10 protein-coding genes and 2 pseudogenes are annotated in these 11,213 nt (G+C 53.7%); 5 read left to right on the forward strand and 7 right to left on the reverse strand.

Annotated features, from left to right (window positions below; all coding sequences use genetic code 11):
• The first annotated feature begins 63 nt into the window (after positions 1 to 63).
• The 5 genes and pseudogenes from C1J03_RS09795 (at position 64) to C1J03_RS09825 (ending at position 5,738) form a co-directional block, all read left to right on the forward strand.
• Positions 64 to 1,458 carry an FAD-binding oxidoreductase gene (locus tag C1J03_RS09795; protein WP_216825909.1) on the forward strand — a complete coding sequence of 465 codons (1,395 nt, stop codon included), beginning with the start codon at positions 64 to 66 and terminating at the stop codon, positions 1,456 to 1,458.
• Positions 1,459 to 1,534: 76 nt separating this feature from the next.
• Positions 1,535 to 2,691: pseudogene (locus tag C1J03_RS09800) on the forward strand (IS3 family transposase).
• Positions 2,692 to 3,079: 388 nt separating this feature from the next.
• A pseudogene (locus C1J03_RS25690) lies at positions 3,080 to 4,057 on the forward strand (NAD(P)H-dependent flavin oxidoreductase).
• Between the two features lie 104 nt (positions 4,058 to 4,161).
• Positions 4,162 to 4,761, forward strand: a complete 600-nt coding sequence (locus C1J03_RS09820; RefSeq protein WP_162798488.1) for an MSMEG_1061 family FMN-dependent PPOX-type flavoprotein — start codon at positions 4,162 to 4,164, stop codon at positions 4,759 to 4,761.
• Between the two features lie 323 nt (positions 4,762 to 5,084).
• Positions 5,085 to 5,738, forward strand: a complete 654-nt coding sequence (locus C1J03_RS09825; protein ID WP_114886057.1) for a DUF3299 domain-containing protein — start codon at positions 5,085 to 5,087, stop codon at positions 5,736 to 5,738.
• A 278-nt stretch (positions 5,739 to 6,016) separates the two neighbouring features.
• Here the strand turns inward: C1J03_RS09825 and C1J03_RS09830 are convergent, their stop codons facing one another.
• The 7 genes from C1J03_RS09830 to C1J03_RS09860 are packed head-to-tail and all read right to left on the reverse strand — an operon-like array spanning position 6,017 to position 11,159.
• Positions 6,017 to 6,571 carry a DUF3299 domain-containing protein gene (locus C1J03_RS09830; protein ID WP_114886059.1) on the reverse strand — a complete coding sequence of 185 codons (555 nt, stop codon included), beginning with the start codon at positions 6,569 to 6,571 and terminating at the stop codon, positions 6,017 to 6,019.
• The gene (locus C1J03_RS09835; protein ID WP_114886062.1) at positions 6,564 to 7,682 is read right to left on the reverse strand and encodes a hypothetical protein; all 1,119 of its coding nucleotides are present in this window, start codon (positions 7,680 to 7,682) and stop codon (positions 6,564 to 6,566) included. The genes C1J03_RS09830 and C1J03_RS09835 overlap by 8 nt, the downstream gene beginning before the upstream one ends.
• The gene (locus C1J03_RS09840; RefSeq protein ID WP_114886064.1) at positions 7,676 to 8,176 is read right to left on the reverse strand and encodes a DUF3299 domain-containing protein; all 501 of its coding nucleotides are present in this window, start codon (positions 8,174 to 8,176) and stop codon (positions 7,676 to 7,678) included. Before C1J03_RS09840 ends, C1J03_RS09835 begins: the two co-directional genes overlap by 7 nt.
• Before the next feature lie 22 nt (positions 8,177 to 8,198).
• Complete coding sequence (locus C1J03_RS09845) at positions 8,199 to 9,449, reverse strand: ABC transporter permease (protein WP_114886066.1); 1,251 nt, start codon at positions 9,447 to 9,449, stop codon at positions 8,199 to 8,201.
• Positions 9,446 to 10,138 carry an ABC transporter ATP-binding protein gene (locus tag C1J03_RS09850; RefSeq protein WP_114886068.1) on the reverse strand — a complete coding sequence of 231 codons (693 nt, stop codon included), beginning with the start codon at positions 10,136 to 10,138 and terminating at the stop codon, positions 9,446 to 9,448. Before C1J03_RS09850 ends, C1J03_RS09845 begins: the two co-directional genes overlap by 4 nt.
• A 6-nt stretch (positions 10,139 to 10,144) precedes the next feature.
• Positions 10,145 to 10,885, reverse strand: coding sequence for a DUF2796 domain-containing protein (locus C1J03_RS09855; RefSeq protein ID WP_368073926.1), 741 nt, complete (start codon positions 10,883 to 10,885; stop codon positions 10,145 to 10,147).
• The gene (locus C1J03_RS09860) at positions 10,773 to 11,159 is read right to left on the reverse strand and encodes a Fur family transcriptional regulator (RefSeq protein ID WP_114886072.1); all 387 of its coding nucleotides are present in this window, start codon (positions 11,157 to 11,159) and stop codon (positions 10,773 to 10,775) included. Before C1J03_RS09860 ends, C1J03_RS09855 begins: the two co-directional genes overlap by 113 nt.
• Positions 11,160 to 11,213: the final 54 nt, after the last annotated feature.

An 11,213-nucleotide genomic window follows, 5' to 3' on the forward strand; every position in this document is an offset into this window, starting at 1 on the left:
GCCACTCTGCCGAGCCGGTGCGATGGGATAGCCTGAAAGCAAGTTTTGAAAAGGAGGCACAGGGTGGATGACATTAGGAACACATTAGATGCGCTGTCACTCGATTTTGGTGGTGAGATGATTGGCCCCGAAGACGCGCGATTTGAGGGTGCGCGGGGCGTCTGGAACGCAATGATAGATCGCCGCCCCGCGCTGATCGCTCAATGCAGAACTGCTGGAGACGTGCAGACTGCAGTCAAGCTCGCGGTTGCCCGCGACTTGCCCATTTCCATTCGTGGTGGCGGGCACAATGTTGCGGGCCATGCGGTCTGTGTCGACGGCGTGATGATCGACCTTTCGCTCATGCGTAGTGTTTCGGTTGATGCATCTACTCGGCTTGCCAAGGTGCAGGGCGGAGCGTTGTGGCGAGATGTGGATGCCGCGACGCAGGAGCATGGGCTCGCGACACCCGGTGGTCTGATTTCCGACACCGGGGTGGCAGGTCTAACCCTGTCGGGGGGAATTGGCTGGCTGAGAGCGCAGCATGGATTGTCGATCGACAATCTGGTTGCAGCTGACGTCGTCACCGCCGACGGTGCGCTTATCCACACAAGCGCAGACGAAAACCCCGAACTACTTTGGGCGCTGCAAGGTGGGGGCGGCAACTTCGGTGTCGTGGTGCAGTTCGAATTCGCGCTGCACCACATCGGCCCAGAGATTATGTTTGCTGCTCCAATATACCTCGTCGAAGACGGCCCTGAACCAATTCGCGCATGGCGCGACTTTCTTGCCAAACATGGCGATAGAGTCGGATCGCTTTGCGAGTTTTCCACTGCAGGGGGCGAGGATTTTCCCAAGAAGCACTGGGGGAAGCGGGTATTCACGTTGGCGTGTGTGTACAACGGTGATGCTGATGAAGGGGAAACGCTTCTTCAGCCACTTCGCGAGCTTGGTGAAATGTCGACAGATTTTTCCGAGCGAATGAACTACTGCGATGTGCAACAACTATTCGATACTCTCATGCCAGCAGGAGATTTTCGGTGCTATTGGAAAGCCCGCTATCTTTCTGACTTAACAGACGACATGATTGATCTGGCCTTGGCCAACGCGTTGGCTGCGCCTTCGGACAACTCGCTTTCATCTCTTTGGAACTTTGGTGGAGCGACAGCGAAAGTATCAGCAGATGCCACCGCGTTTGGTGACCGATCGATGGGATGGATGTATTCACTGGATGGCGTTTGGACTGATCCCGGTGACGATGCCGCAAACATTGCCTGGTCTCGCGAAGGTTGGTCAAATTCTGAGTGTTTTGGCCATCAGGGGCGTGCTTACCTGAATTTTGCGGGCCACGGTGAGGACAACGCGGCGCTGACGCGGACCAGTTTCGGTCCGAATTATGATCGGCTTGTTGAGATAAAAACCAAATACGATCCGCACAACCGGTTCCGCTTCAATCAGAATATTGCACCTGAGGCTTAGGGCCAGCGAGCCAGTGAGGTGCCCCTAGATTTGTAGACGCTTTGCTTGGTAATTTTGGAACCAAGGAGAGACGGATATGAGTGAGGGAATTCGGTTTACGGATGAGTTTAAGCGGGACGCGGTGGCACAGGTCGTTGAGCGCGGATACGCGGTCAGCGAAGTGGCTGAACGGCTGGGGATCAGCACTAAGTCGCTTTACACATGGAAGGCGCAGTTTTCGAAGCCACCGCATGTACGGGCCGAGGTTTTGGATCAGGCCACTGAGATAAGGCGGTTGAAGCGCGAACTGGCGCGGGTGACCGAAGAACGCACAATCTTAAAAAAGGCGACCGCGTACTTCGCGCGAGAGTCTCAGTGAGGTACGCGTTTATTGAGGCTCATCGGGCGGAGTTTTCTGTTCGGTCAATGTGCCGCGTGCTGATGGTCCATTTCAGCGGGTTCTATGCATGGCTTAAGGAACCGTTAAGCCCGCGGGCGCTTGAAGATGCGCGGCAAACCGATCTGATCCAACAAGCCTGGACGGACAGCGGCAAAGTTTATGGATACCGCAAGCTGCACGATGATCTTCTTGATCAAGGCGAGACCTGTTCTGAGAACCGCGTAGCGCGTTTGGCCAGCTTAGCTGGTATAGCCGCCCAGATCGGTTACAGGCGTCGCCCTGGTCGGTATGGCGGTAAGCCAGCAGTCTTCGCCGACAACACATTGGACCGACAGTTCGAAGTCGAGGCGCCTGATCGGATTTGGGTGACAGACATCACGTACATCAAAACGCACGAGGGCTGGTCATATCTGGCTGTTGTGATCGATCTGTTCTCAAGGCGTGTCGTCGGTTGGTCTATGCCGTCGCGGATGACAACGGACCTCGCCTTGCAGGCATTGCTGAGCGCTGTTTGGCGACGCAAGCCCAAGGCCAAGGTTATGATCCATTCCGACCAAGGCTCACAGTTCACCAGCAAAGAGTGGCAATCGTTCCTTGGTAAACACAATCTGGATGCCAGTATGAGCCGACGTGGGAATTGTCATGATAACGCAGTGGCCGAAAGCTTCTTCCAGCTTCTGAAACGGGAACGGATCAGGCGGCGGACATACTTAACACGCGATGCCGCAAGGTAGGATGTGTTCGACTACATCGAGATGTTTTACAACCCGACACGCAAGCACACAAACAACGGCATGCTGTCACCAGTTGACTATGAAAAGAAACAGCAGAAAATGAACGAGGCAGGCGTCTAGGAAACTAGGGGCACCTCAACCGCGATCTTTCACATGGCCCTCAATGTTCACACTCAGGGTTTTTTCCGGAATCTGACATTCAAAACATCGTGGCTCACACATTACGTTGCTGGCGAGCACGGGTTGATGCTGGCGCTCGTAAGCGCAGCGGCTGGTTTTTGGTTTCGGTCGAGCCGCACACAGCTTCCACCAAGCGGCTTGTAGGGTTCACTAAAAAAGCGGTCAGTAACGAAGTCGAAGAAAACGGCCGCTTCGTGCCGCAGAGCATACGTTAAGGCAGGTCGCAGCAAATGGCGGCATCAAAGAAATCCATCCTATTTGACTTGCCGCGTGTTTCAGCGCCCAATGAATCATTGATTTTGGGAGATGTCATTTGAAACCTCGCCTATTGGACGTTCTAGGAGCCGACAAGCCAATCTTATCTGCGCCAATGGCAGGGGCCGCTGGACCAGACTTGGTAGCGGCAGTTTGCAATTCGGGGGGCTACGGAGTCATTCCGCTTTGGGGCAGACCCGCAGATCAAGTTATTAGCGGAATAAATGAGCTTAGAGCGCTGACCGATGGGAACTTTTCCGTCAATTTGAACCTATCATTCCCCTACACCGAACAGTTGGAAGCGTGCATCGAAAATGGCGTGCATGGCGTGTCGTTGTTTTGGGGGATGGAGCCCGCGGCCATCGCGCGTGCCAAGGCGGGAGGTTTGGTTGTCTTGGCAAGCGTAGGGTGCGCGGAGGAAGCTCGAATTGCCGCAGACGCTGGCGCTGACGTGATAGTAGCCCAAGGTTGAGAGGCCGGAGGGCATGTCTGGGGACAAGTTTCGACAATGGCGCTCGTTCCAGCCGTGGTTGACGCCGTTGATATTCCGGTCGTGGCGGCTGGGGGGATAGCTGACGGTCGCGGGATGGCCGCTGCACTGATGCTTGGCGCGTCAGGCGTTTGGATCGGAACGCGTCTTTTGGCAAGCTCTGAGGCGACTATTCACGATATTTATCGGTCCAGCATCCTACAGGCCTCAGAAGCTGATACGCAATGGGCTCACGAGCTCTACGATGTCACTTGGCCCGACGCGCCCCATCGGACACTAGCCAATTCGACATCCCGGGCTTGGGCGGATGCCGGAAAGTCTGTGCCTGGCAACAGGCCGAGCGAAAAAGAACAAATCGGCCAGCGCCCGAATGGCGATCCAGTAATACGCTACGAAAGCTATACTCCGCTGCCCCAAACAGTCGGCGACGTCGAGGCGATGTCACTTTGGTCGGGACAAGGCGTGGCATTGGTACGCGAGATCATGCCCGTGGCGGATATTGTTGAAGAGATTTATCGGGAAGCAAAGAAGTGCCTACAGACAGGAGTTTCTGTTCTCTGAAACATCTCCAAATTCTGCCATTGTAATCTGGCGGGTACGTCGTGCTTGGCGGTTAGAAAAGAAGGGTTTTTAGGATGTTGACTGTCGATGAGGAAATAAGAAGCGTGTCACGCCTACGCGAGTTGCTGCCCACAGACGGGTTCACGAACACCTTCTTGAAAGTCACAGATCAGTTGAACGATGTTGCGCGAAAATTCATTGCCACTGCACCCTTCATTATAGTCGCCACAAAGTCCTCGGAGGGTCTAATTGATGTTTCGCCAAAAGGTGATCCTATCGGTTTTGTAGAGGTTTACGACGACAAAACCCTGATAATTCCTGACAGATTGGGCAATCACCGCGTCGATGGCTTCTTGAATATTCTTGAAGATCCCAATGTGGCGATTTTATTCATTGTACCCGGTCATGGAGACACTCTCCGAATTGCTGGCACCGCCCGGATCGTAAAGGACAGCGCAATTAACAAACGTCACGCGATAAACGGCAAAGAACCTCTGCTAGCCATGGTCGTGGAGGTGCAAGAAGCGTTTATGCATTGCTCTAAGTCACTAATTCGGTCGCGCCTTTGGCACCCAGATAATTGGCCTGTTCGTAAAACAGCACCTACATTAGCGGAATGGGTCCTTGCCACTGTTGAGCGGGAACAAACCTTAGGCGAAGTTCAAGATGACCACTCAAGTGATGAGACAACACGGTTATATTGAAGAGGCAGAAGCGCTGAAAGCGGCCTTTGGCGCTGCCGCAGCGAATGGTCACTCTGTCCCGCTTTGCAGACGTTGGAGGCTGTCGGGGTGAAGGTCAGCTTTGTCTAAAGTGGCCTGATATCCGTCGCCCAAAAAGTCGTCGATATATCCCCTGCAATATCTGGCAATAAAATGATCCGAGACGTTACATTTATAAATCGGGCAAATGTTTTATGGTTGGTATTGCCCACACCCGTGGTATTGTTTCAGATGTGTTCATGTCGAACATGTAGGATGATCTCTGCAACTGAGATGCCTGAATAGAGACGGCGGGAGTGGGTAAAATGGCAGTAAAAAAACCTAGGCTACTTGTTTATGTTATTGCCTGCATGATTGTTGGCGTCTCTGCCGCAGCGGAACGATCAGAAATCGGTTGGGCAGAACTCATACCGCCGCAGTCAGCCATTGAAGATCCTTTCACTGAGTTAGGTCCCGAACAACTGGATGCGCTCAGAAAGATACTCCGGTTTGAAGCATCAAAGGACACGACATCAAGCTTCATAACGCCCGAAGAAGCCGAAAAACTGCGCAGCCAGCTATCGGGTGATGGGCTTGATGTAGATCGGCTCTTTGAGCAACGTGAGATAATAATACAAGAGCGTCGAGCGCAATCTACCGCAGTAAACCCAAACGTAATCGGTATAGACGTCCGCATACCGGGCTACGTTTTGCCATTGGAATTCAAAGGTAAAAAGGTGACGTCTTTCTTGCTCGTACCTTACGCTGGTGCTTGCATTCACACACCGCCACCACCAGCAAACCAAATGGTGCATGTTAACTACCCTGACGGAATTGAAGTTTCGGGTTTGTTCACGCCGGTGTGGATAGAGGGGAAGATGATTGCCAAATTCTCGGTTCAAAACGTGGGATTATCAGATGGTGGGGCCCAAGTAGAGGTGGGCTACGAAATGTCACCCGAAGACATTTATTTGTATTGACTGAAAATCGTTTTGCGCGATGAAAAGACCGATCGAGGCACCGGAGCCGATGGTGCTATGTTCGTCGGAAAGGAGCAAAAGACGATTTCTGATTTGTCCGCAATGCGGATTGAAGTTCGATCTTTTGGGGTACTAGTCGCAGCCAACGTTAGCTTATCCGCAGAGCCGTCTTGGGTAACTCACGTAGAAAAATGCGTAGTCCACTGCCTTGAGAGCCAAAAGAAAGGGCGAACAGAAATGGTAAGCCCATTTATCTTACGGCTCAATCGACGCGGGGATTATGCCCGATAGGGTTCGATTTTGTCGGCTGACAATGCGTACCCAATTTCCGCCAGCTGTGTGGAAAGGGAGGATACCCCAAACATCCCAACCACGCTAACCGCTTCGAATAACCCGTCATTTTCGTAGGGTGTTTGAGTGGTTACAAAAACCAGCTGATTAGCGGGCGGAGGAGGGACATGCACACAGGCACCAACGAAAGGAACAAGGATGAAGGCGACGACACCGGTCCCACTGTAGTCAATTGGGACGATAAAGCCGGGAAGCCGAACGATTTTGCCATTCCAATCCCCTCTGACATCACTTGATGGAGGCTGCTGACTAAGCAACGGCGCGTCATCATGTTGGATCAGGCCACGCAGCTCGTTTGGTATCGTTGTTTCCCCTTCAGGTAACAAATCAGACCAGTTCAGGTCGATAATTTCCTCTGCAAAAGCGCGGCTTCCCAGAAAAGGCAGTATTGGAAGAGCTGCTAATAGACTGCGCCGCAACGGATCTTCTATTGTTTGCTGGAGTAGGTTTGTCTCGGCATTCTGTTCGGACCGATTATTCATATTCACCTCCAGTTGCTTTTACGCCAACTTCACGGGCACGGGCCATATAAACTGAAATGGTCAGTAGATCACCCAGGGCAACGGAACGTTCGCGCACCAGCGGTTCCAGAGCAGTGGATTGTGACCAGTCAGAACGCAATGAGAATTGCCGTGCGACGATAACGCCAGCTTCGGGGCGCTGGATAACCAATGCGTTGATGCTCTCTTGGATGCTTGTCTTTATTTGTTGATCACCGATGCCATGATGAACAGACATCGCCATAACAATTTGTTCAAGCTTGTTCAGCGGCTGGTTGGGGGCAAGGAGCATGGTATTCGCCAGATGTTCGACGCCAGATGCGCCTTCAAGCTCGATGTAAGCCGCAGCGAAAGCGCCTAGGTTGTTGGCCCATCCCCAATCCGTGACCCGGTTGATGTAGTCGTGTATTTCAGCTCTAGCGGCAGGCGTTCCAGAGAGCCCTAAAAGCAGCGCGCGAATGGCCTGATAAGGGTATCCTGTCCTGGACCAGAGCTCTTTTAACAACTCCTCGTCCGAAATGCGTATATCCAATGTCCGCAACACGGCGTACGGCACTTTGTCCAACTCGCCGATGACGACAGTTTTATGCGCAGCTACAGAGCTGCCTTGCAAAGCGGTGATGAAGTTTAAGCGACTTTGCGGTATGCTGTTTTGCCAGGCGAGACGATGATCCAATGCGGTTTGCAGAAGGCCGCGAAAGCTCTCATCCACATAAGCGACCCGCCGCCATCCCTGATCGAAACTGTAGGCGAATAACACGGCGTCTGCGGGGCGCGCTGCCAATATTCGACGGCTGGAACTGTCCACAAGCTGGTTAATCGGTGGCCCATCATCGACGCCGGCTAAGACGCGGATCACATCGAAGGCGAAAGGGTTTTCATCGCTGGGACGGGCCAACACCAAGACCTCTGAGTCAACAATCCAGTCGATTGTCGTCTTTTCGGGTTTCACCATGTCAAAGGCGCAGGAAATGGCCGGACCCGAGGTAAAACAAAACGCTGCCAGCAAAACGCCGAAAGCACGCGCACGAAACCCGTTTGAGAAAGGCGGGTGAAGTCGCTCACAGTTCTCTTTGGTGAAAGAGGTCACCACTTATAGAGCTCCATTTCTTCGGCTGCGATTGAATAGCCAATCTGGCCAAGGTTGGTTGATTGAAGTTGCGTCCGTATCACCCCGGTGACCCAGACAGCGCCCCAGAGGTTGTCGCCCGGCCATGGTAGCGCTGTAGTCACCATGACCAGTTGATTTGCCGGTGGTGGTGGCGTGTGGATGCAGGCACCGACATAGGGGACCAGCATAAATTCCTTCACGCCTTTTGCACCAACCTCCAAGGGGATGATGTAGCCCGGCATCTTGATATAAGCACCGTCAAGATCTTCGTTCAGCTTAACACCATTCGCATCATAGATCGGGTTCCAAAGGTCGTTGATCTCGTCGAGTTCGCCCTCTCCAATGATTTGCGAATAAGGCACGCCCTTCGGGATCAGGTCATCCCACACGATCTCGCGCGGGGTTGCCGCAAAGCCGACCGTCGGGGCCATGACAGATCCAGACAAGAGGGTCAGCATTCTTCGGCGATTCAGCATTGATTCCACCTCGTTCTCGACGTTAGGTTCTTACCATCATACCATCAGCGACCGACATTCTGTAAGCCCGTAATGCAGGGACAAAGCTCACAAGAGCGCTAGCGGCGATCACAGCGAGCATCACCCAGATTTCGCGCATCGTTGGCGCATCAATCGGGAGCCAGAGGCCAAAGGCACTGTCGATGATGGGCTGTCCGATGGCCAATCCGATGTAGAGAAGCGCAAGGCCAAGCAAAGCGCCGACCGTCGCCATCACCATAGCTTCGAAAACCAGCATGCCTAGAATGGTGGCGGGTCGCGCACCCATTGCCCGAAAAATCGCCATCTCGCGGCGGCGTTCATTGAGGTTGGAGAAGATTGTCGCCATCATGCCTATCAATGCCGTGACAACCACCATGGCCGAGACAGCCAAAAGCGCGGTTTCTGCAATACCAACAATGCCCCAAAGCTCTTGTAAGGCAACACCCGGCAGGATCGCCAACAACGGCTCCTCAGGGTAATTGTTGATTGCGCGTTGGAGTGCAAAGGTCTGTAGTGGACTGTCCACGCCCACAAGTGCTGCCGTCACGGCTTTGGGGGTCAGATCCATCTTGCGAACCTCTTCCGCAGGCGTTGAGCTTCCCGGGATTTGTGCTCCACTTTGCCAATCGACATGGATCGCCTCAATCGCCTCCATATTAACAATCACGGTGCGATCTACCGGAGTGCCGGTTTTTTCCAGAATTCCCGACACACGAAATGGCTGATTCTTGTGTTCGGTGAAGGACGCCAGCCCATGAGCAACCACGATCGGGCTATCTACATTGTAACCCAGTGCCGCGGCGACATCAGCACCGATGACGGCATCAAACAGATCATCCATGATGGCCCCGTCAGACACCTCCAGCGATCTGCCTTGCCGGTACTTATAGTGCTCAAAGAAAGCCTGGGTTGTTCCCATGACCCTAAACTGGCGATGGCTGTCACCCAGGGAAATCGGAACAATCCAGTCGACATCGGGCCGCGCCGCAATGTCTTGATAACTTTCCCACGTCAGGTTGTTCGTCGCGTTGCCAATGCGGAAAACGGAATAGAGCAAGAGCTGAACCGACCCGGACCGCGCTCCGACGATCAAATCGGTGCCCGAAATGGTATCCGCAAAACTGGCCTTGGCCCCGGTTCGCACCTTTTCAACGCCAAGGAAGAGTGCCACCGACAAGGCGATGGCAAGGATCGTCATACCCACCGTCAGCGCGCGCGCGAGAAGTGATGCAAAAGCCAAACGAAGTGTCATGCCGCCCTTTCTATTTGGGCAATCTCTTCCATGCGGATGACCCGGTCAAACCGTTCACCAAGTCTGGCGTCATGGCTGACCATCAACAGGGAAGTCTTGTGTGCCTCTGTCTGCGCAAACAGCACGTCTAAAAAGGCGGCCTGGCTGCCTGCATCGAGAGCCGACGTTGGCTCATCTGCAACGATCAAAGGCGGTTTCCCGATCAATGCCCGTGCAACAGCGACACGCTGCTGCTGACCAACGCTCAGTGTATTGGCCTTTGCGCCGACGACACCGGAAGGTAAGCCGAGTGCTGTGCACAAACTTGCAGCTTCCTTCACTGCATTATCGGCGCGCTTGCGCCGTTCTGGCGCAAAGCGTAGCGGCAGTAGAATATTGTCGGAGACAGAGCCGAAAGGCAGCAGATTAAATTGCTGAAAGATGACTCCAATCTGCTCAGCCCGAAACCTGTCGCGTGCACCTCCAGAAAGTTCAGATGTGTCTGTCCCCATGATTTTCAACGTACCGCGGTCCGGCAGGATCGTGCCACAGATCAGTGACAATAGCGTCGATTTCCCCGATCCGCTATCGCCCAACAGCAAAACCGTTTCCCCTTTGGCAACGGTTAAATCCGGCACAGTCAGCGAAAATCCCGCCCGTCCTGGCCATTGATACCCGACGTCAGAAAGCGTGAGGACAGCCTCCATCATGTGGAGTCAGCGCCCCAGATCGAGGACCGGTGCGCCACGCTCGACTTCATAAGATTGCGCGCCCGATGTTGTGATCATCTGGACTTCGACCTCCTTCGCGTTGGGGAAAAAGTCAAAATAGGCAAAAGTGATTTTGTTCAAGGCGTCCGGATTGTCGCAGGTCAGGGTGTACTCTGCATGGAACTCCGTGTGGCCTGCTTCTTCGGCTTTATCATCATGACCTTCATCGGCGTGCTCTTCGTCGGCATGGTCGTCATGCCCATGTTCATCGCTTTTCTCATCATGGCCATCTTCACTCTCGAGGCCCGCCTGTGCTGTGGTAGGCGAGCAAGCTGCGGCATCCGGCATAACGAACAGATCAAGCGGCACGCCCAGTGTTACCGTGGCCGCTTCGATCGCGGCTAGATCGGCATCACTTTCAGCTGCATATTCAAAGCCGACAATATCGGCTCCAGGTGCGTGGAATTCCATTGCGACGGTGGAGCCTTCGATCGCGATGTTCAGCGCACCAACGCCATGTTCATGTGCGTCAAGTTGGCGTGAATCTTCTGCAAGTGCGGGCAGGGCTGCCGTAAATACGATCAGTGTGAGGGCTTTTTCCATGACATTTCCATTCTGAGTTTCTGGAGACAAATTAGGCAGCGCATGCCCCGCATTGCCCGTGAATTTCGACGATGTGCCGCGCCGGCTTAAAGCCGCTTTGATAGGTGAGTGCAGAGATTTTCGGTAGAATTTCACTCCCGTCATGCTCTTCGACAGTCCCGCAGTCTTCGCAGATCGCAAGCACTGGAACATTTTTGACGTGGCTACATCGACAGGGCACGAACGCCTTGATTGATTCAAGACGGTGCGCTCGGCCCTGATCTGTCAAGGCAGATAGAGTACGGTATACCGTAGGGGGCGCGATGTCGGGTTCACCCACCTGCAACCTCTCCAGAATCTGGTAAGCTGTCATAGGCCGAGCGCATGCGTTCAGAACACCAAGGACATCACTCTGTCGGGCTACCGCGCGCTTTCTCATTCATCGACCTCCACTTTTTCCGATTACTTACTTTATAAAGTAACAAACGGCAAG

The organism is Sulfitobacter sp. SK012, assembly GCF_003352085.1.
In the GTDB taxonomy this organism is placed as follows: domain Bacteria; phylum Pseudomonadota; class Alphaproteobacteria; order Rhodobacterales; family Rhodobacteraceae; genus Sulfitobacter.

What these genes read in the sequence shown, in the direction of transcription:
- C1J03_RS09830 (WP_114886059.1), bottom strand. Translation starts at nt 6,571, where the DNA reads ATGAATAATCGGTCCGAACAGAATGCCGAGACAAACCTACTCCAGCAA.
- C1J03_RS09850 (WP_114886068.1), bottom strand. Translation starts at nt 10,138, where the DNA reads ATGATGGAGGCTGTCCTCACGCTTTCTGACGTCGGGTATCAATGGCCA.
- C1J03_RS09855 (WP_368073926.1), bottom strand. Translation starts at nt 10,885, where the DNA reads ATGACGGGAGTGAAATTCTACCGAAAATCTCTGCACTCACCTATCAAA.
- C1J03_RS09845 (WP_114886066.1), bottom strand. Translation starts at nt 9,449, where the DNA reads ATGACACTTCGTTTGGCTTTTGCATCACTTCTCGCGCGCGCGCTGACG.
- C1J03_RS09860 (WP_114886072.1), bottom strand. Translation starts at nt 11,159, where the DNA reads ATGAGAAAGCGCGCGGTAGCCCGACAGAGTGATGTCCTTGGTGTTCTG.
- C1J03_RS09825 (WP_114886057.1), top strand. Translation starts at nt 5,085, where the DNA reads ATGGCAGTAAAAAAACCTAGGCTACTTGTTTATGTTATTGCCTGCATG.
- C1J03_RS09840 (WP_114886064.1), bottom strand. Translation starts at nt 8,176, where the DNA reads ATGCTGAATCGCCGAAGAATGCTGACCCTCTTGTCTGGATCTGTCATG.